Annotated in this window: 23 protein-coding genes; 19 read left to right on the top strand and 4 right to left on the bottom strand. The window is 53.3% G+C overall.

The annotated features are described in order from the left end of the window. Window positions 1-67 precede the first annotated feature (67 nt). The 5 genes from exbB (at window position 68) to ACIPDS_RS07705 (ending at window position 6,037) form a co-directional block, all read left to right on the top strand. Entirely contained in the window at window positions 68-799 is a 732-nt protein-coding gene (gene exbB / locus ACIPDS_RS07725; RefSeq protein WP_400734378.1) for a tol-pal system-associated acyl-CoA thioesterase, read from the top strand. 6 nt (window positions 800-805) lie between these two features. Continuing rightward, window positions 806-1,231: a TonB system transport protein ExbD gene (gene exbD, locus ACIPDS_RS07720; protein WP_400734376.1), complete on the top strand. Its 426-nt coding sequence runs from the start codon at window positions 806-808 to the stop codon at window positions 1,229-1,231. A 230-nt stretch (window positions 1,232-1,461) separates the two neighbouring features. Further along, the gene (locus ACIPDS_RS07715) at window positions 1,462-2,913 is read left to right on the top strand and encodes a methyl-accepting chemotaxis protein (RefSeq protein ID WP_400734374.1); all 1,452 of its coding nucleotides are present in this window, start codon (window positions 1,462-1,464) and stop codon (window positions 2,911-2,913) included. Between the two features lie 153 nt (window positions 2,914-3,066). After that, window positions 3,067-4,494 (top strand): glycoside-pentoside-hexuronide (GPH):cation symporter, encoded by a 1,428-nt coding sequence (locus ACIPDS_RS07710; protein WP_400734372.1) that lies wholly within the window; start codon window positions 3,067-3,069, stop codon window positions 4,492-4,494. Window positions 4,495-4,504: 10 nt separating this feature from the next. Further along, window positions 4,505-6,037, top strand: coding sequence for a glycoside hydrolase 43 family protein (locus tag ACIPDS_RS07705; protein ID WP_400734370.1), 1,533 nt, complete (start codon window positions 4,505-4,507; stop codon window positions 6,035-6,037). On the opposite strand, the gene ACIPDS_RS07700 is transcribed toward ACIPDS_RS07705, so the two are convergent. Together ACIPDS_RS07700 and ACIPDS_RS07695 are read right to left on the bottom strand one after the other, a co-directional pair. Next, a complete protein-coding gene (locus ACIPDS_RS07700) occupies window positions 6,010-6,453 on the bottom strand; it encodes a cytoplasmic protein (protein WP_400734368.1) in 444 nt (147 codons plus the stop codon). The genes ACIPDS_RS07705 and ACIPDS_RS07700 overlap by 28 nt on opposite strands. A gap of 1 nt (window position 6,454) precedes the next feature. Then, entirely contained in the window at window positions 6,455-6,850 is a 396-nt protein-coding gene (locus ACIPDS_RS07695) for a hypothetical protein (protein WP_400734366.1), read from the bottom strand. Between the two features lie 103 nt (window positions 6,851-6,953). Here ACIPDS_RS07695 and ACIPDS_RS07690 point away from each other — a divergent pair, with 103 nt between their 5' ends. Then, on the top strand, window positions 6,954-7,463 hold the full coding sequence (locus tag ACIPDS_RS07690; RefSeq protein ID WP_400734364.1) for an ESA_00282 family adhesion-associated protein: 510 nt from the start codon (window positions 6,954-6,956) through the stop codon (window positions 7,461-7,463). 70 nt (window positions 7,464-7,533) lie between these two features. Beyond that, window positions 7,534-8,031 carry a TIGR00645 family protein gene (locus tag ACIPDS_RS07685; protein WP_400734362.1) on the top strand — a complete coding sequence of 166 codons (498 nt, stop codon included), beginning with the start codon at window positions 7,534-7,536 and terminating at the stop codon, window positions 8,029-8,031. Window positions 8,032-8,178: 147 nt separating this feature from the next. On the opposite strand, the gene ACIPDS_RS07680 is transcribed toward ACIPDS_RS07685, so the two are convergent. Next, window positions 8,179-9,219 carry an aldo/keto reductase gene (locus ACIPDS_RS07680; protein ID WP_400734360.1) on the bottom strand — a complete coding sequence of 347 codons (1,041 nt, stop codon included), beginning with the start codon at window positions 9,217-9,219 and terminating at the stop codon, window positions 8,179-8,181. Between the two features lie 179 nt (window positions 9,220-9,398). Here ACIPDS_RS07680 and ACIPDS_RS07675 point away from each other — a divergent pair, with 179 nt between their 5' ends. Then, window positions 9,399-9,689: a DUF2623 domain-containing protein gene (locus ACIPDS_RS07675; protein ID WP_166516952.1), complete on the top strand. Its 291-nt coding sequence runs from the start codon at window positions 9,399-9,401 to the stop codon at window positions 9,687-9,689. A gap of 31 nt (window positions 9,690-9,720) precedes the next feature. Here the strand turns inward: ACIPDS_RS07675 and yghU are convergent, their stop codons facing one another. Beyond that, on the bottom strand, window positions 9,721-10,587 hold the full coding sequence (yghU, locus tag ACIPDS_RS07670) for a glutathione-dependent disulfide-bond oxidoreductase (protein WP_400734358.1): 867 nt from the start codon (window positions 10,585-10,587) through the stop codon (window positions 9,721-9,723). A gap of 300 nt (window positions 10,588-10,887) precedes the next feature. Between yghU and gss the strand changes: the two genes are divergently transcribed. The 11 genes from gss to ACIPDS_RS07615 all read left to right on the top strand — a co-directional run bounded on the left by gss (window position 10,888) and on the right by ACIPDS_RS07615 (window position 24,744). After that, window positions 10,888-12,753, top strand: a complete 1,866-nt coding sequence (gene gss / locus ACIPDS_RS07665) for a bifunctional glutathionylspermidine amidase/synthase (RefSeq protein ID WP_400734356.1) — start codon at window positions 10,888-10,890, stop codon at window positions 12,751-12,753. A gap of 138 nt (window positions 12,754-12,891) precedes the next feature. Further along, a complete protein-coding gene (locus tag ACIPDS_RS07660; protein WP_400734354.1) occupies window positions 12,892-14,073 on the top strand; it encodes a PLP-dependent aminotransferase family protein in 1,182 nt (393 codons plus the stop codon). A 429-nt stretch (window positions 14,074-14,502) separates the two neighbouring features. Then, window positions 14,503-16,791, top strand: coding sequence for an FdhF/YdeP family oxidoreductase (locus tag ACIPDS_RS07655; protein WP_400734352.1), 2,289 nt, complete (start codon window positions 14,503-14,505; stop codon window positions 16,789-16,791). 867 nt (window positions 16,792-17,658) lie between these two features. Continuing rightward, window positions 17,659-17,985, top strand: coding sequence for a response regulator transcription factor (locus tag ACIPDS_RS07650; protein WP_166516937.1), 327 nt, complete (start codon window positions 17,659-17,661; stop codon window positions 17,983-17,985). A gap of 153 nt (window positions 17,986-18,138) precedes the next feature. Further along, window positions 18,139-18,690, top strand: a complete 552-nt coding sequence (gene fimA, locus ACIPDS_RS07645) for a type 1 fimbrial major subunit FimA (protein WP_166516938.1) — start codon at window positions 18,139-18,141, stop codon at window positions 18,688-18,690. A gap of 68 nt (window positions 18,691-18,758) precedes the next feature. Next, entirely contained in the window at window positions 18,759-19,295 is a 537-nt protein-coding gene (locus ACIPDS_RS07640; RefSeq protein ID WP_166516939.1) for a fimbrial protein, read from the top strand. 60 nt (window positions 19,296-19,355) lie between these two features. Continuing rightward, on the top strand, window positions 19,356-20,060 hold the full coding sequence (locus ACIPDS_RS07635; RefSeq protein WP_400734716.1) for a fimbria/pilus periplasmic chaperone: 705 nt from the start codon (window positions 19,356-19,358) through the stop codon (window positions 20,058-20,060). Window positions 20,061-20,132: 72 nt separating this feature from the next. Beyond that, complete coding sequence (locus tag ACIPDS_RS07630) at window positions 20,133-22,769, top strand: fimbrial biogenesis usher protein (RefSeq protein ID WP_166516941.1); 2,637 nt, start codon at window positions 20,133-20,135, stop codon at window positions 22,767-22,769. 9 nt (window positions 22,770-22,778) lie between these two features. Continuing rightward, complete coding sequence (locus ACIPDS_RS07625; RefSeq protein WP_400734348.1) at window positions 22,779-23,306, top strand: fimbrial protein; 528 nt, start codon at window positions 22,779-22,781, stop codon at window positions 23,304-23,306. A gap of 12 nt (window positions 23,307-23,318) precedes the next feature. Continuing rightward, entirely contained in the window at window positions 23,319-23,822 is a 504-nt protein-coding gene (locus ACIPDS_RS07620; RefSeq protein WP_400734346.1) for a fimbrial protein, read from the top strand. 16 nt (window positions 23,823-23,838) lie between these two features. Beyond that, entirely contained in the window at window positions 23,839-24,744 is a 906-nt protein-coding gene (locus ACIPDS_RS07615; RefSeq protein WP_400734344.1) for a fimbrial protein, read from the top strand. Window positions 24,745-24,918 lie beyond the last annotated feature (174 nt).

The raw sequence follows: 24,918 nt of genomic DNA, 5'->3' as shown, positions 1-24,918 counted from the left end.
TATCAATTCGAGGTTTTTTTGATATTATTGTGTTCAGATTTTGTGATTTATGTCCTGGAGATACACAGTGGGTAATAATTTGATGCAGGCGGATCTCTCCGTTTGGGGTATGTATCAACATGCCGACATCGTGGTTAAAGTGGTCATGATCGGCCTGATTCTGGCATCCGTCGTCACCTGGGCGATTTTCTTCAGTAAAGGTGCAGAACTTCTCGCCCATAAGCGCCGCCTCAAGCGCGAACAAAAACTGTTAGGTGATGTGCGCTCCCTCAACCAGGCGAGCGAAGTAGCGAATGCGTTTGACGCTCGCAGCCTGAGCAGCCAGCTCATCAGTGAAGCGCAGAACGAGCTGGAGCTCTCTGCGGGTTCGGAAGACAACGAAGGCATTAAAGAGCGTACCGGTTTCCGTCTTGAGCGTCGTGTGGCGGCGGTTGGGCGTCACATGGGACGCGGTAATGGCTTCCTGGCGACTATCGGTGCTATCTCCCCGTTCGTCGGTCTGTTTGGTACCGTCTGGGGCATCATGAACAGCTTTATCGGTATTGCTCAGACGCAAACCACTAACCTGGCGGTGGTTGCGCCGGGGATTGCAGAAGCGCTGCTGGCAACGGCAATTGGCCTGTTTGCTGCGATTCCTGCGGTCGTTATCTATAACATCTTCGCGCGTCTTATCGGCAGCTTTAAAGCGAACCTCAGCGATGTTGCAGCCCAGGTATTACTGCTGCAAAGCCGCGATCTGGATCTCAGCGCCAGCGGCGTGCATCCGGTTCGTACCGCCCAGAAATTACGAGTAGGTTAATGCCCCATGGCTATGCGTCTTAATGAAAATCTGGACGATACCGGCGAAATGCATGACATCAACGTAACGCCGTTTATTGACGTTATGTTGGTTCTGCTGATTATCTTCATGGTGGCCGCGCCGTTGGCTACCGTGGACGTTAAAGTGAATCTGCCGGCTTCCTCTAGCCAACCGCAGCCGCGCCCGGAAAAACCGATCTATCTGTCGGTGAAAGCGGATAAATCGATGTTCCTCGGCAATGAACCGATCACCGATGACAGCATGGTTGCATCGCTGGATGCGCTGACGGAAGGCAAGAAAGATACCACCGTCTTCTTCCGTGCTGATAAAACGGTAGATTACGAAACGATGATGAAGGTGATGGATACCCTGCATCAGGCGGGCTATCTGAAGATTGGCCTCGTCGGCGAAGAAACCGTCGCCAAAAAATAAGTCTCCCGAATGGCGCATTACGCGCCATTCTTTTTTCTGCCCGGCTGTTAAATATTTCCCTTAAGTCTTATTATTTCGCGGTACTAAAAGTATTGGTTAAATATTATTTATCCGGACTTCATTTAATTAATATATTTCAATCTTAAAGTGGCTAGCTATAAATAACCTTCCTACGCTTAAATCTCAACGCTAACAATAATATAAAGTACCTGCGGCGGACGGAAGATTTTATGACGATAACGGCATTACAGGACGTCGATGAATTGCATCGCGACCAATTTTCATTATCCTCGATTCGACAAAGAGCGGATCGACTATTGCTGGTATTAACCTGGGTGATGTGGGCCGTGTCGTTAGGGGTGGGCGCCATGAATGGCAACCTCACTCTGGCGCTAATCGTGGCGAGCCTGCTATCGGTGCTGGCGACGATTATCACCTTCCTCTTTGCCGGTAAATTGTTCACCCGGATGATGTACGCTGTTATTTTAATGGCCTTCTCCGCGCTGCTTATTCAGCTTGGCGAGGGCGAAACCGAATACCATTTCTCTGTTTTTGTCCTGCTTTCAGCGCTGCTGGCGTGGCGTGATTGGCGTCCCTTAATAATGGGGGCGGGAGTGATTGCCATCCATCATCTGACGTTTAATTATTTACAGGAATACGGCCTGTTCAATATTACCGTTTTTATGCACACCGGCCTGCATATGGTGATTATGCATGGGTTATATGTGGTGGCGCAGACGGTATTTTTAGTTTTCCTCGCCGTACGCATGGAACAGGATGCCCGCTCGGCCAGCGAAGTCGCGAAGCTCGCGGCCGTTATCAACCGGGAATCCGGCTACCTGACGCTGGCGCACGATGCCAGAACCAGCCGCTCTCCCTTTGCCCGCACCTTTAGCCTGACGCTCGACGCAATGCGCACAACGCTTGAGCAGGTGAGCGGGAATGTCTCACAGCTGCTGGAGGCTTCACAAACGCTGCTTCAACGTAATACCGCGCTGTCGGAACGCACCGATAATCAGGCGCGCTCATTAGCGGTGACCGCCAGCGCGATGGAGCAATTAGCCGCCGCGGCTTCGCTCACCCGTGACAAGGCCAGCGAAGCGCGCACCCTGGCGATGCAGGCCAGCGACGTTGCCCGGCAAGGTGGGGAGAATATTCGTTCGGCCATGACCTCAATGACTCATATCCGCGAGGAGTCGTTAAAAATAAACGGCATTCTGGAGCTGATTGACGGTATTGCTTTCCAGACCAATATTTTGTCGCTGAACGCTTCCGTAGAAGCGGCTCGGGCCGGGGCTCACGGTAAAGGCTTTGCGGTTGTCGCGGCGGAGGTGCGAACGTTGGCGCTACGCTGTGAGGGGGCAGCCCGGGATATTCGCCAACTGATTGCGACCTCGGTAGAACGGACGCATCAGGGGGCCAGCGAGGTTGAACAGGCGGGGGAAACCATGGCGGCGATTATTCACAACATTGACCACTTACAGTCCTGCGTCGACGTGCTGTCCTCGATGAGCGAGCAGCAGCGTACCAGCGTTGTGCAAATGAAAGGCAGCATCGCGCACATTGATGCCAGCGTGCAGGAGAACGTACAGCACGTGGCGCAGACCATTCAGGTGGCGCATCAGCAACAGCAGCATACCGGCGAGCTTAAGTCTGCTATCTCGGTCTTCCGCCTGGTGTGAGGTCACAAAACGGGAAGATGTATGACAAATCGTCCAGTTATGTGACAACTTACGCAGTTGTCAGAAAACATAATGCCAGTACGAAAAATGACAATAGGATTGTGATTTTCATCCTCCTACATTGAAGCTTCTTCAATTCGGGAGGAATGATTCGTGGCAAATGACACTAAATTGTCGATCACAGAAAAACTGGGATACGGCATGGGCGATGCTGCTTGCGGCATCGTCTACTCTTCGGTAACGATGTTTTTGACCTGGTTCTACACCGATATTTACGGCCTCTCCGCAGCGGCGGTGGGGGTGATGTTCCTCGTGACTCGCGTGCTGGATGCGATAACCGATCCGCTCACCGGGATCGTTGCCGACCGGGTAAAAACCCGCTGGGGGCACTTCCGTCCCTGGCTTATCTGGTTTGCGATCCCCTATGCTGTGCTGGCGGTGATGACCTTTACCACCCCTGCCTTTAGTGAGTCTGGCAAGCTGGTTTATGCCTATCTGACCTACACCTTGCTGATGCTGTGTTACACCTTTATCAATATTCCTTACTGCGCGCTGGGCGGGGTGATCACCCGTGATGAAAAAGATCGTCTCTCCGCGCAGTCCTACCGTTTTACCATCTCGTCCGTGGCAGGGCTTATGGTCTCCGTTGCCACGCTATTCCTGGTGGATTATCTGGGCAAAGAAGATAAGCAGTTCGGCTTCCAGGCCACGATGGGCATTATGGGTGCTATCGCGATAGTGATGCTGGTGTTCTGCTTCTTCTCCACCAAAGAGCGCGTAGCTCCGGCGGTGGAGCAACAAAGCAGCATTCGGGAAGATTTACGCTCATTGCTGGCAAACGATCAGTGGCGGATCGTGGCTATCATTACCTTCTTCTCCAGCATGGCTGGCGTCATGCGCGGTGCCGCAACGCTGTATTACGCCACCTATTTAATGATGGGCGGCGTCGAGTCGGCGGCAGGCACGGCGATGAAATCAGCGTTTATCTCCACCAGCGTGGTCGGCACCATCATCGGGAGTATTGCCGCTGGATGGCTGGCAAAACGTTATCGCGCGGTATCGCTGTTTAAAAATATCAACCTGCTGCTGGTGGCGGTGGGCGTGATTATGTTCTTCGTGCCGCCAACCTGGCTGCCGGTCGTTTTCCCGCTGTATTTCCTGGTTGGTTTCTTCCATCAGATGTATCAACCGTTTAAGTGGAACATGATGGCGAATGCCGCCGACTACGGTGAGTGGAAATTTGGCCGTCGCATCACGGGCTTATCTTACTCTGGCAACCTGTTCGCGCTGAAAATGGGCATGGCGGTGGCGGGGGCCGTGGTGGGCTTCTCGCTGGGACTGTTTGGCTATCAGGCCGGGGTTTCGGTACAAACGCCATTGGCTACGATGGGCATCGTTGGATTACTGACGCTGGGGCCATCGCTGTCCTATCTGGTGCTGTGGTGGTTGTCGCGCTTCTACACGCTGGACGACAAGGCAATGGCCACGATTCAACGTGATTTATCCGCTCGCCAGCAGGCGAATGCCACCATCGTAAGCGCCGAACCAGAAAGCGTGGCGGGCGTGTTACATAAAGCCTAAGGAGGGCGCGATGTCATCGAACCATTATCATAACCCTATCTTGTGCGCTGACTATTCAGACCCGGACATCGTACGCGTGGGCGACGACTTCTTTATGGTGTCGTCGAGCTTTAACCATATGCCGGCGCTGCCGATTCTGCACTCGACCGATCTGGTTAACTGGACAATCATCAACCACGTTTTCAAAGCATTGCCGCTGGCGGGGTTTGATGAGTATCAACCCGGCAAAGGGGTATGGGCGCCGTCTATTCGCTGGCATAACGAAAAGCTGTGGGTATTTTTCAGTACCCCTGACGAAGGGATTTTCATGTGCCAAACCGACGACGCGTGGGGCGAGTGGAGCGCACCGCACTGCGTGCAGCCGGCAAAAGGCTGGATAGATCCGTGCCCATTCTGGGACGACAACGGTGACGCCTGGCTGGTACATGCGTTTGCCCACAGCCGCAGCGGAATAAAACATCAGCTTCAGCTTTGTGCCATGTCGCCGGACGGCACCTCGCTGCTGGGGGAAGGGCGCATTATCTATGACGGTAGCGTCGACCAGCCGACGCTCGAGGGGCCAAAGGTCTATAAACGGGGAGAGTGGTACTACATCTTTGCACCGGCGGGCAGCGTGGAAACCGGCTGGGAAACGGTGCTGCGAGCCAAAAGTATGACCGGCCCGTGGGAGGCGAAAAACGTGTTATTCCAGGGCAATACGCCGGTCAATGGCCCGCATCAAGGCGGCTGGGTTGCGCTGGATGACGGCGAGTGCTGGTTTGTCCATTTCCAGGATGCGCATCTGTACGGTCGAGTGGTTCATCTGCAACCGATGCGCTGGGAGGCCGATGGCTGGCCGCGCATTGGAGAGCAAATCGGTCACGAAGGTGTAGGGCAACCGGTCATGCATTGGCCGCGTCCGGCAAGCCTGACGCCATCGAATCCCGCGTCACCACAAACCCATGATGATTTTGCCGACGGTAAACCCGGTCTGCAATGGCAGTGGCAGGCCAACCCCAATCCGGCGTGGCTGTTGCCGGGTCACGGGCAGCTTCATCTTCGTTGCTGCGGATTACCGCAGGCGCAGGAGAAGCGCAATTTCTACTGGCTGCCTAATCTGCTGCTGCAAAAATTCCCGGCATGGCAGTTCACCGCGCAAACGTGTTTGACGCTTAATGCTGACGTAGCCGGTGATGCCGGAGGTTTAATTGTCTATGGCGAGCGTTATGCCGCGCTGTTACTGGAAAACTGCGGCGACAGGCAGCGGCTGTTGTGGGTCACGGGCTGGATGAGCGATGCTGGCGTGGTGCACGAAAGTCGTCAGGCGCTGGCGCATGTCGATGCCGCACGCTGCGAGCTGAAGGTGGTGGTTTCTCTTGGGGGAATTTGCCGCTTTGCCTGGCGTCAGGGGGACGCTGACTGGCAGCCGGTTTGCCAACCTTTCGCCGCCGGAAAAGGCAAATGGGTGGGGGCTAAAGTGGGGCTTGTCGCATTATCGCTGGAGCAAGCCGCATCGCAAGGCTCCTGTGCGTTCGATCATTTTGCTCTGGAAATTAACGGCTGATCCGCACCTTTTTCCTCGTCTTTATCGAGGTTTAGGATAACGTTTGCCGTCTTGAAATCACCGTCGGCCAGGCCGCGACTGATCGTTAGCGTCGCGGCTTCCCGATTCAGGACATGCTGATAGCAGGATTCCGTATGCGCCAGAATCTTATCGCGCAGATGCGGGTAACGTTCCATCACTTCACACAATGCGGAACCCAGGATCTCTTCTTTCACTTGATAAGCGTAGATTTCGCGGCGATTTTGCCATTTCATCTTGACCAGCGTGGCGGGAATGGGCGCTTGCGGGCTGGAGATTTGACGGCCCTGGGCACTTTTGTCGTCACGCAGCGACTGGAGATTGCGGGCAAGAACAGTGTCATCACTTATCTGCGGGCTTAATGCGATATTCGCCTCGGTAACATCGACAAGTTTCATGCTACTTATCCGTCAGATTATAAAACAAAGGAGTCGCTCTCTCTTGAGTCATTAAATTAAGCCAGATCTTATTACCGTCTTCATTTATCTCCTGGGTTTTTAACTCGATAATTTCACTTAATTCCAGTGCGGAAATCTCTCCCTGAACAACCAGATTATTTAGCATAAGGACAAAAGCTTCAATTTTAGCCACGCGATATAATCGGTCTTTAATATGACGATCGTGCTCTTCGAGTAAGGGGTTACGCGACTGACCGGCGCTAAGCAATATCTCATCCTGCCAATCTGCCAGTGTTTTTTTCGTCGGCTCTGCTTGTTGGGTTGCTTTCATATCAGGGTTCTCAGCGTCAATGGCCGAGATACAAAAGCGGGCTGGGATAAGAGTTTCAGCGATCATAGCGTTATCATCATTTGATTGGCTAGGGAGCGGTTTTAATAATATTGAGGTTCGTTGACATTATCATGAGGCACTTTTAAAATCAAAAAAAGTGGAGAAAACCATGAGCGTTATTATTTATTTTGTAATGGTATTATTGTTGCTCACCGCCATTATTTTATTTTTCATGTATGGTCAAAATAACGAAAAACCGGATAGCGAAAATGAATCTGCTGCCGCAACGGTGGCCACCCCGCTGACCAAAGATGAAGGTGAGAACCATTTTGCTGGCTTGATGAGTACCATTACGCCGCCCTGGTATTGGCGTATTAATCATGAGTATATCGATTTTATCCAGTCCACCATTAAGCGTATGTCGACTGACGAATTAAAAGACATTCCCGGGCTGTTTGACGCGCAGGAACGCTGTCGCAGCCTCAACGGTGCCGTTTACGAGTATTACGACGAAATTAAACGCCGCTGCCTGAAAGGGGAACAGGTGACGCTGGGCGACCCGGTGGTCACTACGCTTCAACAGTGCTATCAGGAATTTGCGAAAGAAGCCTATCCAGAGCTGGTTGCGCTGCTGTGGCCCGACTACCAGCGGCCCTTTATCCGCCCTCATGATGTGTAGTTTTAGCTGTTGATAAAGTGTTGCAACATTGGGCTATAATGGCGCTAATTTGACTGACTCACAGGACATTATGGAACGCTTTCTTGAAAATCTGATGTATGCATCGCGCTGGATCCTGGCCCCGGTTTATTTTGGCCTTTCGCTGGCTTTGCTGGCGTTAGCGATTAAATTCTTTCAGGAGATCTTTCATATTCTGCCGCACATTTTCAGCCTTGCAGAATCCGATCTGATCCTTACCTTGCTGTCGCTGGTGGATATGACGCTGGTTGGCGGGCTGCTGGTGATGGTGATGTTTTCGGGCTATGAAAACTTTGTCTCACAGCTCAATATCAGTGAGGACAAAGAGAAGCTGAACTGGCTGGGCAAGATGGATGCGACCTCACTGAAGAACAAAGTGGCTGCCTCCATTGTGGCTATCTCCTCAATTCACCTGCTGCGCGTGTTTATGGATGCCAAAAACGTCCCGGACAACAAGCTGATGTGGTACGTGATTATTCACCTGACCTTCGTGTTGTCCGCCTTTGTGATGGGCTACCTTGATAGCCTGACGCGCGCGAAAAAAGCTTGATGCATTAATGAATGACCGCACGATTCAGTTCCCTCGCCCCTTTGGGGAGAGGGCTAGGGTGAGGGGAAAGGTGCGGTGCATAAACCTCACCCCAACCCTCTCCCTTTATAAGGGAGAGGGGGCATATCGTGCCTATCATCACTAAACTTACTTATCCGACGACGCCTGCCACAGATTCAACTGCCCGTCCGCGACATGCTTATCAATCTGCGCTAACTCTTCGCTTGAGAAATGCAGATTGCCCAGCGCCTTCACGTTCTCCTCAATCTGTTCCGGGCGGCTTGCGCCAATCAGCACTGAGGTTACGCGGTTATCTTTGAGTAGCCAGCTCAGCGCCATCTGCGCCATCGACTGGCCGCGCTGCTGCGCCATTTCGTTAAGCAACCGCAGGCTGCTTAAGTTGCTTTCGCTCAACATATTCTCCGTCAAACCGCGCGCTTTTTTGCCTTCCGTTTGCATACGCGAACCGTCGGGAATGCCGTTTAAGTATTTGCCGGTCAGCAGCCCCTGCGCCAGCGGGGTAAAGGCAATGCAGCCTACGCCGTTGTGCTCCAGGGTATCCAGCAGCCCACTCTTATCGACCCAGCGGTTTAACAGGTTATAAGAAGGCTGGTGGATGAGCAGCGGAATTTTCCACTCGCGCAGCAGCTCGACCATAGCCTGGGTGCGCTCGGTTGAATAAGACGAGATCCCGACATAGAGCGCCTTACCGCTTTGCACCGCCTGTGCCAGCGCGCTGGCGGTCTCTTCCATCGGCGTGCGTTCATCCACCCGATGAGAGTAGAAAATATCGACGTAATCCAGCCCCATACGTTGCAGGCTCTGATCGAGACTTGCCAGCAGATACTTACGTGAACCGCCGGAACCGTAAGGCCCCGCCCACATATCGTAGCCCGCTTTAGTGGAGATAATCAGCTCGTCGCGATAGGACGCAAAATCTTCCCGCAGCAAGCGACCAAAATTCTCCTCGGCGCTTCCCGGCGGGGGGCCATAGTTGTTCGCAAGGTCAAAGTGGGTAATCCCGCAGTCGAAGGCTTTGCGTAACAACGCACGCTGAGCGTCGAGGGCGTGAATATGGCCAAAGTTGTGCCATAGGCCGAGGGACAGCGCAGGGAGCTGTAAACCGCTGCGACCGCAGTAGCGATACTGCATCTCTTCATAACGGGCTGGGTTTGCTTGCCAGGCCATAACGTCTCCTTTTCTTTTTTTAAAACGCTGTTCCTACCATACGTGGTTTCTACGACGATGCCCGTATGGTCGATCACACGCAGAGAAAAACATGCCATAACCGCTTGCCTTTAAATAGCACTAGCCAGCGTTCAAAAAATCGCTATATAATTTTGTATATAACGATTTGGGAGGGGATGATGGATAACCATTTTGGTAAAGGGCTCATTGCGGGAATGAAGGCGCCTTATGCGGATAGCGCGCAGAAGGTTCTCGGTTTTTGCACTGACTATAAGCGCGGCTTCGTGCTGGGATTTTCACACCGCATGTTCGAAAAAACCGGTGACCGGCAGCTGAGCGCCTGGGAAGCGGGGATTTTGACGCGGCGCTACGGGCTGGATAAAGAGATGGTAATGGACTTCTTTAAGGAGCACGACTCGAGTACCACCGTCCGCTACTTCATGGCGGGATACCGGCTAGAAGGGCAGTAAATCCGGGTGCGGGGCACCCGGCTGTATACGATTACGCCTGACGTTTATCTTCGGTATGGGTATCAAAATCGCTGGCGGCGTGACGTTCGTGTAGCTGCTGATCCAGCGGGCCGTTAGTGCGGTTGACGATACGACCGCGCTTCACGCCTGGGCGGCTGGCAATATCCTGCGCCCAACGCACCACGTTCTTGTAGCTTTGCGCATCAAGGAATTCAGCCGCGCCGTACACATCGCCCAGCACCACGTTGCCGTACCAGGGCCAGATAGCCATATCGGCAATGGTGTACTCCTCGCCCGCCACGTAGCGGTGACGCGCCAGTTGTTTATCCAGCACGTCGAGCTGGCGTTTCGCTTCCATAGTAAAGCGGTTAATCGCGTACTCGATTTTCACCGGCGCATAGTTATAGAAGTGGCCAAAGCCGCCGCCGAGGAACGGTGCAGAACCCTGAAGCCAGAATAGCCAGTTCAGCGTTTCGGTGCGTCCGGCCGGATCTTTTGGCAGGAAGTGACCGAATTTTTCCGCCAGATACAGCAGAATGCTGCCTGATTCAAATACGCGCGTCGGCGGGGTGGTTGAGTGGTCGCTCAGCGCCGGAATTTTCGAGTTTGGATTCACTTCCACAAAGCCGCTGGAGAACTGATCGCCCTCGCCAATACGAATCAGCCAGGCATCGTACTCCGCTTCGCTCACGCCAAGCGCCAGCAGTTCTTCCAGCATAATCGTCACTTTCTGACCGTTCGGCGTCCCCTGCGAATAAAGCTGGAGCGGATGATGGCCGACGGGCAGCTCTTTTTCATGCGTCGCGCCGGAAATCGGACGGTTGATATTGGCGAATGCGCCGCCGCTGCTTTGCGTCCACTCCCAGACTTTGGGAGGCTGATAGGTGTTCTCTGACATAATCGCTCGCCTTATTTTGCTGATGTGTTGAGGTAGTGAAGTGTAGCAGTCCTGGGTAAAAATCCGCACGGTCTGCGCGCTAACGCCACTTTGTGGCTTTGCTATCTGCGAACATAAATGCCACGGTTGCGCCTGTAAATACCTGCGGGCTCCTGCTGACATCATGGTGCATTTTTCAGAGGATTATTTTTCCCGTTAATAGGTCATCCTCGCATACACGGGTGTATGATTAATCCACTTTTGTGGAATTAATTTCAACGTACGGGTGAGAAAACCGCACGGTATGTTTGAGGAAGATTCATGAGCACGGGAAGTAGCAATAATGACGCCCCCTTTGGCACGTTGTTGGGGTATGCGCCGGGTGGCGTAGCAATTTACTCTTCAAATTACAGTAGCTTAAAGCCAGGCGAAATGCCTGATGACGCATCGTTTCGTAGCTATATCGACAACGAATACATGGGCCATAAGTGGCAATGCGTCGAGTTTGCCCGCCGTTTCTTATTCATCACCTACGGATTTGTCTTCACCGACGTTGGCATGGCCTACGAGATCTTTTCGCTGCGCTACCTGCGGCAGGTTGTGAACGACGCCATTCTCCCGCTTCAGGCATTTGCCAACGGCTCCCGTCGTCCACCGCTCGTCGGCTCGCTGCTTATCTGGCAGAAGGGCGGGGAGTTTAACGAAACCGGTCACGTCGCGGTCATCACCCAACTGCTTGGCAACAAAGTGCGCATCGCGGAACAAAACGTTCTGCACTCGCCGCTGCCCGCAGGCCAACAGTGGACGCGCGAGCTAACGCTTGAGGTCAAAGACGGTCACTATATTCTGCATGACACCTTTGATGACACCACCATTCTTGGCTGGATGATCCAGACCGACGATGCCCGCTACAGCCTGCCGCAGCCGGCCATTGCCGGTGAAGCGCTCAAGCTCAACGGCGCTCGTCTGGATAATCAGGGGCAGTTCGACGGTAAATGGCTGGATGAGCGCGATTCGCTGCAAAAAGCGTATGTTGACGCCAACGGTCACGTGATAAATCGCGACCCGTATCAGTATTTCACCATGACCGAAAGCGCTGAGCAGGAGCTGATTAAGGCGACCAACGAGATGCATCTGATGTATCTCCATGCCACCGATAAAGTGATGCGCGACGACAATTTGCTGGCGCTGTTCGACATCCCAAAAATCCTCTGGCCGCGTTTACGCTTGTCCTGGCAGCGTCGTCGCCACGACATGATTACCGGGCGTATGGATTTTTGTATGGATGAGCGCGGGCTCAAAGTTTATGAGTACAACGCCGACTCCGCTTCGTGTCATACGGAAGGGGGCTTGATCCTTGAACAGTGGCTCAAGACCGGCTATCACGGCAACGGTCACAATCCGGCAGAGGACTTACTGAGCGAGCTGGTGGGGGCGTGGAAACACAGTCTGGCAAGACCGTTTGTGCACATCATGCAGGACAAGGATCTTGAGGAAAATTACCACTCGCAATTTATGCAGCGCGCGCTGACCGAGGCGGGCTTTGAGAGCAAAATCCTTTATGGCCTGGATGAGCTGCGCTGGGATTCAGCCGGTCAGCTGATTGATGGCGACGGGCGTCTGGTGAACTGCGTGTGGAAAACCTGGGCGTGGGAAACGGCCATTGAACAGGTTCGTGAGGTTAACGAAGACGAGTACGCGGCGGTGCCAATTCGTACCGGTCACCCGGATAACGAAGTGCGGCTGATTGACGTGCTGCTGCGCCCTGAGGTGATGGTCTTTGAACCGCTATGGACGGTGATCCCGGGCAACAAAGCGATTCTGCCGGTACTGTGGTCGTTGTTCCCGAACCATCCGTACCTGCTCGATACCGACTTTGAGGTTAGCGAGCATCTGGCAAAAACAGGCTACGCCGTTAAGCCCATTTCCGGGCGTTGTGGTAGCAATATCGATCTGGTGAGCGGACACGATGGGTTGCTGACGCAAACCAGCGGCAAGTTTGTCGACAGAAAAAATATTTACCAGCAACTTTGGTGCTTGCCAAACGTGGCCGGAAAATATATTCAGGTATGTACATTTACCGTTGGCGGTAACTATGGCGGCACCTGCCTGCGGGGCGATGACTCTCTGGTGATTAAAAAAGAGAGCGATATCGAACCGCTGATCGTCATAAAAGATAAGCAATAACCGTTGTAGGCCGGATAAGGCGAAGCCGCCATCCGGCAATGTGCGTGGTCCCGCCGGATAACGGTTTCGCCTTATCCGGCCTACGTAAAATATGCAGTCTGCAACAAACACAACAATGAGACAGAAAAGGAAAATACCATGCACGACAGGCGACTTGCCGTCCGCGCGGGCGAACTTAAGCCCTCCGCTGTTCGCGAACTTCTAAAGCACAGTAAACTGCCCGGCGTGATTTCTCTGGGAGGCGGTATCCCGGCCCCGGAACTTTTTGATACCGAAGGGCTGGCGCTGGCGGTGCAGAAGGTCATGAGCGAGCGTTTCAACGACGCGTTCCAGTACGGTTTGACCGAAGGCTACCCGGCGCTGCGTCAGGCCGTCAGTGAACTGTGTCAGGCGCGCGGTGTTGCTTGTCAGGCAGGCGATGTGTACATCACCTCAGGTTCTCAACAGTCGCTGGATATCGTGGCGCGCACGCTACTCGATCCGGGCGATGCGATTGTGGTTGAGCGTCCGACCTATCTGGCTGCATTGCAGGTTTTCCAGTTGGCGCAGGCGAATATTCTAAGCGTCGATACCGATGAGCATGGCATGCTGGTGGAACAGCTTGCCGAGCTGCTGACAACGACAAGCGTCAAAGCCGTTTACCTGGTGCCAACCTTTGGCAACCCGGGCGGGAAAATCCTCAGTGACGATCGCCGTCGCCGCCTGGTTGAACTGGCGAAGCAGCACGATTTTGTGATCATTGAAGATGATCCGTACGGTGAAATCAGCTTTACCGACGATGTACAGCGTCCGCTGTATCAGCACGCCGTTGAGCTGGGCTGTGAAGATCAGGTGGTCTACACCTCAACCTTCTCGAAAATCCTCGCGCCGGGGATGCGCATTGGCTGGATTGTGATGCCGGACTGGCTGGCGCAGCAGACAGTGATCGTCAAGCAAGCCGCCGATCTGCATACCAACATGCTCTCGCAGGTGATCACCGCGGAATATCTGGGGATGAATCGTCTGGAGAACCAGATTGCGCTTATCCGCGAAGATTATCGCAAGAAGTGCAATGCGTTGGCCGATGCGCTGGAAAGCCGTTTGGGTGAGCATCTGGAATTCAGTCGTCCAAAAGGCGGGATGTTCCTGTGGGCGCGTTTCCGCTATCCGTTCGATACCATGAAATGGCTGGAAAAAACGCTGGAGAATGGCGTGGTGTACGTGCCGGGCGAAGCGTTTTATAACGATAACCCGGATACCCGCACGCTGCGTTTATCCTACTCTACCGTATCGCAAGAAGGGTTAATGACCGCCGTGGAACGTCTGGCGAAGTCACTGTAATCTCTCATGTTCCGCGCCATTTCACGGCGCGGAACGCTATCGGGTACTACTCCGGCTCAGCAATTCTATCGTCAAGCCACACAAACATCAGCGACGCCAGAAAGACGGCGGCGAGGGTGCCAATAAATAACCACATAAGAAATTCCTCAGCTTATTCTTCTTATTATTGTGCTGTTCACTAACGTGTTCGATTTTTTCATCGTCGACATCACAGGGCCCAGTTAAAAATCAGACACGAAAATAAAAGTTTGTGGCCGTCAGTTCAACCCCAATTTTTTTGTGGAGGCGTCTCGCCTATGCCACCAGTAGGGCGCTATTGCCTAACCCGTTGAGCGTAGAAACCGCGTACCTCGTGAAGGGGAAATCATTAGGTTCGGGAAATTGCTACCGTATTCACCATTGAAATGGCGTACAGAATAAGCGGCAAAAATGAATAATGGTGTTCCGGGTATAAGCGGTTATCAAGGCCCTGCGGGTGGATGGGGTGCAGTCAAAGCGGTGACCGCATCGGTATTTTCACAAAAGGCCGTTGCGCGCGATATTATCGCCATGTTCAGGATGAACCAGGTCAAAGGCTTTGACTGCCCAGGCTGCGCGTGGCCTGACCCCAGTCATCGTTCTCCCATGGAGCTGTGTGAAAACGGCGTAAAAGCCGTGTCCTGGGAAACCACCAGCAAGAAAGCTTCACCGGCATTTTTCCGCCAGCATACGGTGGCTGAGCTGTGGAATTACAGTGATTATGAGCTGGAAAACATTGGCCGTCTGACGCATCCCATGAAGTATGACCGGGCGAGCGATACCTGGCAGGCCGTAGAATGGTCGGTCGCCTTTGCGGAAATCGGCGAGCGCTTGCGCAGCTATGATTCCCCGGAACGAGTAGAGTTTTATACCTCCGGTCGTACCTCCAATGAAGCCGCGTTTCTTAATCAGCTGTTTGCCCGTGAATATGGCAGCAGCAACTTTCCCGACTGCTCCAATATGTGTCATGGGCCAACTAGCGCCGGGCTGACTCAGTCTATTGGCATGGGCAAAGGTACCGTTGAATTAGAAGATTTTGAGCATTGCGATCTGGTGATTTGCATTGGGCACAACCCCGGTACTAACCATCCTCGTATGTTGACCACGCTGCGTGAAGTAGCGCAGCGCGGGGCGCGCATCATCTCTATCAACCCGCTGGCGGAAAGGGGGCTTGAACGCTTTAGTTTCCCACAAAGCCCGACCGATATGCTGAAAGGACAGTCCACCGTACTTAGCAATGACTATTATCAGGTCAAAATGGGCGGCGATGCTTCATTGCTAAAAGGGGTGATGAAAGCGCTGATTGAGATGGACGAAGCGAGAATATTGCTTGGCCAGGAACCGTGCCTCGACCGCGCGTTTCTGGCTGAGCACACTCATGGCTATCAGGAGCTGTATGACTCTCTGCATCAATGCCGCTGGGCGGATCTGGAACAGGATTCCGGCCTGACGCGGAGTCAAATGGAAGATTTGGCGTACCGTTACGATAAATCCACATCCACCATCATTTGTTATGGCCTAGGGATCACCCAGCATAAAAATGGCACCGAGAACGTTCAGCAACTGGTGAACCTGCTGCTGTTGAAAGGCAATATGGGCAAGCGCGGAGCGGGTATTTGTCCGCTACGAGGCCACTCTAACGTGCAGGGTGACCGCTCGGTCGGCATTAACGAAGCCGCGTCGGAAGAGTTTCTACTGCGTCTTGAAGCCCGCTTTAATATCCGCGTGTCGCGCAAACATGGGCGCTCAAGTGTTGAAAGCATTCGCGCCATTGAACGGGGAGACGCAAAAGCACTTATCTGTATGGGCGGTAATCTGGCGGTCGCCATGCCGCAGCCGCAGCGCACGTTTGCCGCGATGAAAAAGCTGGATTTGCAGGTGCACGTCGCCACCAAGCTTAACCGCTCGCATTTGCTCATGGCGGAACACAATTACCTGCTGCCAGCGCTGGGCCGCACCGAACGTGATATGCAGGCGACGGGCATTCAATCGGTGACCGTTGAAGATTCTATGTCGATGGTACACGCCTCGTGTGGCGCGCTGAAACCGGCATCGAAATGGCTTAAGTCTGAACCGTCGATTGTTGCCGAACTGGCGCGCGCGACCCTGCCTGACTCCCCGGTGAACTGGGAAATGATGTCTGCCAACTACGATTTAATTCGTGAGGCGATTGCCGATGTGGTGCCCGCGTTTGCCCATTACAACGCACGCATTGCAAACCCCGGCGGTTTCCGTATGGATACGCCAGCATCACGTCGGGAATGGCATACCACGACCGGTAAAGCGAACTTTGTGGTGAGCCATCAGCACGCCGTTGAACGTGATAAACAGCCTGAAGATGCGCTGGTACTGGCCACGCTGCGCAGCCATGATCAGTACAACACCACGATCTATGGTATGAACGATCGCTATCGCGGAATTACCGGACGTCGTGATGTGGTATTCCTGAGCCAGGCGGAAACCAAAGCCCGCGGCCTGGCTGAAGGGGATGTCATTAACATTCAGGCGCTGGATGATGATGGTCAGCCAAGCGCGACGCGCGCCATGTATGGACTGACGGTCGTGGTCTACAGCATGGCGGCAGGTTCAATTGGCGCCTATCTGCCGGAAGCGAATGTACTGCTGTCTCTGGATGCGGTAGACACGCAAAGCCTCACGCCTGCCTATAAAAGCGTACCGGTGGTCATCCGCAAAGCCTGAAGCCCTCCTATCACCTGCGGGTGGATCCTGAAAATGGCTCCATCCGTAGCGCCTATCTTTGTATTCTTCCACATAACCGGAATACTTCGCCTGCGAGGTATTCTCATGCCTTTTTTGCCTGTTGCCGAATGACAGGCGAGAAACGTTCTGTCTCCTCTATTAAGTCTCAATCCTAATATTTCTTTGCCATCAATGAGTTATTTATTAATAGCCATTTCTGCAAGATCAACTTTGCGTATTTTTATATTATGAGCCTAAATTGATGTAGATCAATTTGATTAAATGTGAAAAATAAGTTAAATAATGAAATTAAGCATGATCTTTACGAAAATTTACAAAAAGTAATTGAACTTTAGCAATACGACGAATTTATTATTTTTAGAATAATCCTAAAAACTGATTGTCTATTTCCTTGATCTATCTGTTTTTAATAATCAATTGATCGATCAAGGCGATCTATATTCACAAAACTAATAGATGATAACTATCAATAGTAATTAATTGATCGTTTTTGACGATATATATCGGCTGCGTATATAATTAAACCGAATTGAGGGAGAGGGTTTTTAACATAAGGGAACATGGCAATTAGATAAAGAAAACCGAACCAGGACGTTGGGGTAATATATGAGGAAGTGTATTATCTCGGATAACAGTTTTTTTCTGTTGGCATTACAAGATGATGAAGTTATTCAGGAAAGGAATGTAGCAACAATCCATTCCTGGCAATTGCAGTCAAAGTGCTACTTACGAACATATGTCAGCGATGTGATCGTTCTTTATATTTCTGATGTTGTCGAGAGGCACCGGATACTCAGTTTGTTAGCTTCACCAGATTCTCACTGCCGAATTATACTGTTATACAAGATGGAAGTATCTTCTGGATATGCTTTTGAAGGACCTTTTCCATGGCTTGTTCATGAAAAGATAGGCTTTACTGAGTTGTACGCCTGCCTGAGAAAGGCCAGTAAATCTATTTTTAATCAGCGAGAGTTCTCCGACCGGGAGCTCACCGTCTTTCGCTATCTTTGCGAGGGATACTCTGTATCACAAATAAATGAAATGGCAGGGTTCAACGAAAAGCATATTTATTATTTAATGCAAAAAAACAAAAAGATGTTTGGCTTGCGGGGAAATAACGCGGTCGCAATGTCTTTTTATCAGGATATTTCCAGATTAAGTCGGAGATGGTGATGGCTATTGTCTGATGCCCCGGAAAATATCCCTCAGTAGTTTTTGTGTTTTGTAGCAACTCATCAAGTTCACCAGAAAATCATCTGGTGGCTGAGATTAATATCGTTTTTAACAAGGTGAGAATAATTTCTCAATTAATAAGGAGTGAGTTTTATGGGAATTAATAAAGTTGCGTTAATCGTTATTTCTGCACTGTCCATGTCATCTGCGGCAGCGCTGGCGGCTGATACCACCACGGTTAACGGCGGTACTGTTCATTTTAAAGGTGAAGTTGTGAACGCCGCCTGTGCGGTTGACGCAGGTTCAGTAGAGCACACCGTGCAGATGGGTCAGGTTCGTTCAGCAAAACTGGCAACTGCGGGTAGCACCAGCTCAAACGTTGGTTTCAACATTCAGCTGAATGATTGTGATACCACCGTGGCAACCAAAGCGTCTGTTGCGTTCTCCGGTACCGCAATTGATACCACCAACAACACCGTGCTGGCACTGCAAAGCTCTGCTGCTGGTAGCGCAACCAACGTTGGTGTGCAGATCCTCGATAACAAAGGGACTCCGCTGGCACTTGATGGCGCAACCTTCAGCGCAGCAACGACTCTGAACGATGGCACCAACATCATTCCATTCCAGGCTCGTTACTATGCAACTGGCGCAGCAACTGCAGGTAATGCAAACGCTGACGCGACCTTTAAAGTTCAGTACGAATAATAAAGCGGGCAAGGACGCCGCATGAGCCAGGACGGCTCGTTATCCGCGATGGAACTGAGGTGATAACAATGCAAAAGGTCGCACCTGGACTGATGTTGCTACTACCGACAATCGCGCTGGCGGGGAATCACTGGAATGTCACTACGCCTGGCGGAAATATGCGTTTTCAGGGCGAGGTGATTGCCGAGGCCTGTAGTGTCGATGCAGGCGATCGTCTGATGACGGTCAATATGGGGCAAATCAGCAGCCACAGATTTCATGCAGCAGGAGAAGATTCCAGCCCGGTGGCTTTTACGATCCATCTCCTGGACTGCGATACCACGGTCAGTGAACGCGTGGGCGTGACCTTTAACGGCGTGACCGACGGGAAAGATCCTGACGTCCTCTCCGTGGGGGAAGGGGCAGGGATCGCTACGGGGATTGGCGTTGCACTGTTTAATAGCGATGGCAGCCAAATCCCTTTAAATCGCGAGCCGGTGAGCTGGACGAAACTTTACGACGGTTCTACCGCGCTGCATTTTGTCGCGAAATACCGCTCCACTGACCGACAGGTCACCGGCGGTACGGCCAACGCTCAGGCGTGGTTTTCGTTGACCTATCTCTAAGTAATACATCCGTAGACAGACCGAATACAGGATATGACGGTGAGTACAACAAGGGCAAACATGAACAATACACGGACAATAATGCGCGGCTTGCTGGCCTGCGTTCTGATGATTGCGGCGATTGGCATGGTGCCTGCTGCGCAAGCAGGTGTTGCGCTGGGCGCGACTCGCGTTATTTATCCTGAAGGGCAAAAACAGGTGCAGTTGGGCGTCACCAACAACGACGACGCCGGCACTTATCTTATTCAGTCATGGGTAGAAAACGCCGATGGCGTCAAAGACGGTCGCTTCGTGGTAACGCCGCCGCTTTTTGCGATGCAGGGTAAAAAAGAGAATACCTTGCGCATTCTGGATGCAACCAATAACCAGCTGCCGAAAGACCGGGAAAGCCTGTTCTGGATGAACGTAAAAGCGATTCCCTCTATGGATAAAGCGAAGCTCGGCGAGAACACATTACAGCTGGCGATTATCAGCCGTATCAAGCTGTATTACCGTCCGGCAAAGCTGGCGCTGCCTCCCGATCAGGCCGCTGAAAAACTGACGTTTCGCCGTGGCGCGGGCACCTTAACGCTCGTTAACCCAACGCCTTACTACCTGACCGTGACCGAACTCAATGCCGGTACGCGCGTGCTGGAAAATGCGCTGGTTCCGCCAATGGGCGAGGTTAACGTCAAATTACCTGCCGATGCGGGAAGCGATATCACCTACAAAACCATCAATGATTATGGTGCGCTCACCCCTCGCATGAAAGGCAAAGTGCAGTAAGGAACGGGGAAGCCAGCGCACCCCTGGATAAAATAAGAACTGACAGCCGGGCGATGTCGAACCGGAGGGACTATGTCATATCTGAAATTGGGACTCGACCGTTTGGAGTCCCTACATATGCGGCACAAAGCAACACGTTTGACGGGCGTATTTTCGCCCGTCCTGCTTGCCTGTTTGCTGGCGCCATCCACATTCCCTGTACACGCCGAGCTCTATTTTAACCCCCGCTTCCTGGCTGATGATCCCGCCGCGGTGGCGGATCTTTCTGGTTTTGAAAAGGGCCAGGAGCTGCCGCCGGGCACTTATCGGGTGGATATCTACCTGAATGACGGCTACATCACCACCCGCGATGTCACCTTCAGCGCAGGCGAAAACGGACAAGGGTTGATGCCGTGTCTGACGCGTGGACAGCTTGCCAGTATGGGGCTTAACACCGCTGCCATCGCTGGCATGAACGCGCTGGCGTCGGACACCTGCGTTCCGATTCTGGAGATGATCAAAGACGCCACCCTCCGCCTGGACGTGGGTCAGCAGCGGCTGTATATGACGATCCCGCAGGCATTTATGGGCAATCAGGCGCGTGGCTATATACCGCCTGAAATGTGGGATCACGGCATTAACGCAGGCCTTTTGAACTACAACTTCACCGGTAATAACGTACAAAACAGCACCGGTGGCAGTAGCCAATATGCCTATCTGAACCTGCAAAGCGGGCTGAATCTGGGCGCGTGGCGTTTACGCGACAACACCACCTGGAGCTACAGCAGCGGCGGCGGTTCCTCCAGCAATGAGAACAAATGGCAGCACGTTAACACCTGGCTTGAGCGTGATATCACGCCATTACGCTCGCGCCTGACGCTTGGCGACAGCTATACCAACGGCGACATTTTTGACGGCATTAACTTCCGTGGCGCCCAGCTTGCTTCCGACGACAATATGCTGCCGGACAGCCAGAAAGGCTTTGCGCCCGTGATCCACGGTATCGCCAAAGGGACGGCGCAGGTATCGGTCAAACAAAACGGCTATGAGATCTATCACAGCACGGTGCCGCCGGGCCCGTTCACCATTAACGATCTCTATTCCGCGGGCAACGGCGGCGACCTCCAGGTGACCATCAAGGAAGTGGACGGCAGCAGCCAGAACTTCACCGTGCCTTATTCCTCGGTGCCGGTGCTGCAACGTGAGGGCCATACGCGCTATGCGCTGACCGCCGGTGAATACCGCAGCGGGAACGATCAGCAAGACGAGCCGTCATTCTTCCAGAGCACTTTGCTTCACGGGCTTCCCGCGGGCTGGACGCTGTACGGCGGTACGCAGCTGGCGGATCGTTATCGCGCCTTCAACATGGGCGTGGGGAAAAATATGGGCGATCTGGGCGCACTTTCCGTCGACGTGACCCAGGCCAATGCCACGCTGCCAGATGATAGTAAGCATCAGGGGCAATCGGTGCGTTTTCTGTATAACAAATCGCTGAGTGAGTTGGGTACCAACATCCAGTTAGTGGGCTATCGCTACTCTACGCGCGGCTATTTCAGCTTTGCCGATACCACCTACAGCCGCATGAGCGGCTACAACGTGGAAACCCAGGATGGCGTTATTCAGGTGGAGCCGAAATTCACCGACTACTACAACCTGGCTTACAACAAGCGCGGCAGAATGCAGGTCAGCGTGACGCAACAGCTCGGCCGTACCGCCACGCTGTATGTTAGCGGCAGCCACCAGACCTACTGGAACAGCGGCAGCGCCGATGAACAACTTCAGGTTGGGCTGAACACGGCGGTTGATGATATCAACTGGACGGTGAGCTACAGCCTGACCAAAAACGCCTGGCAGGAAGGGCGCGATCAGATGCTGGCAGTGAACGTGAACATTCCGTTTAGCCACTGGCTGCGCTCCGATAACACCTCAGTGTGGCGTCATGCGAGCGCCAGCTACAGCGCCTCCAACGATCTTAAAGGACGCATGACCAACCTCGCGGGGCTGTACGGCACGTTGCTCGATGACAACAACCTCAGCTACAGCGTACAGACCGGTTATGCGGGCGGCGGGGAAGGAAATAACGGCGGTACGGGCTACGCCGCACTCAACTACCGCGGCGACTACGGCAATGCCAACGTCGGTTACAGCCACAGCGACAGTATGAAGCAATTCTACTATGGCATGAGCGGCGGCGTTCTGGCCCATGCCAACGGTATTACGTTGGGGCAACCGCTTAATGACACGGTGGTACTGGTGAAAGCGCCGGGGGCAGAAGGCACCAAAGTCGAAAACCAAACCGGCGTGCGTACCGATTGGCGCGGGTATGCCGTGCTGCCATACGCCACGGAATATCGGGAAAACCGCGTGGCGCTGGATACCAACTCGCTGGCGGACAACGTCGATCTGGATGATGCCGTGGTCAGCGTTGTGCCAACCCATGGGGCGATTGTGCGCGCGGAATTTAAAGCCCATGTCGGGATGAAATTATTGATGACGCTCACCCACAATGGCAAACCGGTGCCGTTCGGCGCGATGGTCACCTCTGACGATAACCAGAACGGCAGTATCGTGGCGGATAACGGCCAGGTTTACCTAAGCGGCATGCCGCTTTCAGGCTCCGTGCGGGTGAAATGGGGAGAGGGCGAGAACGCCAGCTGTACGGCAAACTACCGCTTGCCTGAAGAGAACGCACAACAGCTGCTGACCCAGCTATCGGCCGTGTGCCGCTAAGGATTAAGAATGATGAAACTCTTTTATCTGCTGGTGGCCATTTTTGCGCTGGCGGCGGCGAATGCTTCGGCTGCGGATAGCACCATCACGATAAGCGGCTATGTCCGGGACAACGGTTGTGCCGTGGCGGGGGAATCGAAAGATTTCACCGTTGATCTGATGGATAACGCCTCCAAACAGTTCAGTAGCATTGGGGCGACAACGCCTTCGGTTCCGTTCCGTATTGTCCTTTCGCCGTGCGGCGGTTCGGTCACGGCGGTGAAGGTGGGCTTTGTCGGTGTCGGCAACAGCGATAACACCAGTTTGTTAAAGCTTGATAGCGGCGTTTCGGCGGCAGATGGCATGGGGATCCAGATCCTGAACGACCAGCAGACCTCGCTGCCGCTGAACGCCATATCGTCAGCCATACCCTGGACTACGCTGACTCCCGGCCAGACCAACGTGCTGAATTTTTATGCCCGCATGATGGCGACAAAGGTTCCGGTCACCCCGGGCCATGTCCGGGCAACGGCAACATTTACCCTTGAATTTCAGTAACCGGAGGCTCTGATGAAACCGAACTGCACCGGCTGGCTACTGGCGATCGCGCTGGCCTTCGCTTCTCCCGCGCTACAGGCTGCGGATGTGACCATTACCGTCAACGGAAAAGTGGTGGCCAAACCCTGTACGGTCTCCACCGTTAACGCGGCCGTAGAGCTGGGCGATCTCTACACCTTCAGCATGATCGCCGCCGGATCGTCATCGGCATGGCATACCGTTGGGCTCGATCTGACGAATTGCCCGGTGGGCACCTCCCGAGTGGTCGCCAGTTTTAGCGGTACGTCTGACAGCACCGGTTATTACAAAAATCAGGGCACCGCTAAAAATATCCAGCTTGAGCTTCAGGATGACAGCGGCAACACCCTCAACACCGGCAGTTCAACGGCGGTGGCGGTTGATGAAGCCTCGCAGGCTGCCCATTTTCCATTGCAGGTCAGAGCCTTGTCGGTAAACGGCGGCGCGACCCAGGGAACCATTCAGGCGGTGATTAACGTCACCTATACCTACGCCTGACCAGGAGAGAATGTTAATGAAAAAAGTAATAACCCTGCTGGCCACGCTGCTGCTGATGGGCTGGTCAGTTAACGTCTGGGCCTTTGCCTGTAAAACGGCGGCGGGAGTCACCATCCCGATCGGCGGGGGGAGTGCGAATGTGTTCGTTGACCTTGCACCGGAGGTTCAGGTAGGCCAAAATCTGGTCGTGGACCTCTCAACGCAAATTTTTTGTCATAACGACTACCCGGATACCATCACCGACTATGTAACCCTTCAGCGCGGTTCTGCTTATGGGGGTATTTTGTCGAGCTTTACCGGGACGGTAAAATATAACGGCTCCAGCTACCCCTTCCCAACGACCGCGGAAACGGCGCGCATAGTCTACAACTCAAAGGTGGATAAACCCTGGCCAACGGCGCTGTACCTGACACCGATTAGCTCGGCGGGCGGCGTGACCATTACCGCCGGAACGCTTATCGCCGTTCTGATCCTGCGCCAGACCAACAGTAAAGACAGCGATGATTTCCAGTTTATCTGGAATATTTACGCCAATAATAACGTGGTGGTGCCAACCGGCGGCTGCGATGTTTCCGCGCGTAATGTGACGGTGACGCTCCCGGATTACCCCGGCTCCACGGCGGTTCCTCTGTCGGTCTACTGCGCACAGAGCCAGAAGCTTGCTTATTATCTTTCCGGGACGACGGCAGATTCAGCAAACTCAATCTTTACCAACACCGCATCGACCTCTCCGGCGAAAGGGGTTGGCGTACAGATGACGCGCAATGGCACCATTATGCCAGCCAACAGCACGGTGTCGCTGGGGGCGGTGGGGACCTCAGCCGTCAGCCTGGGGTTAACGGCGAACTATGCCCGAACGCAGGGGCAGGTGACGGCGGGGAATGTGCAGTCGATTATTGGGGTGACGTTTGTTTATCAGTGATGAGAACCTTTAACGCTGTTCTTTTACGAGGCTAACTCCTGAAAAAATCGCTTTAGGGTGTTTCCTGAAAGCGGCTTGATGTGCGCTAATATTTGTGATGTTTTCTCCCGGCCCTTATAAAATCAGGTGCCGGGATGAGCATCCTAATCCTCTCTTATTGGAGACGTAGTGTGT

Origin of the sequence: Kluyvera sp. NPDC087067 (assembly GCF_044745165.1) — a bacterium.
Lineage (GTDB): Bacteria > Pseudomonadota > Gammaproteobacteria > Enterobacterales > Enterobacteriaceae > Kluyvera.
This window is presented reverse-complemented; position numbering and strand designations above follow the sequence as displayed.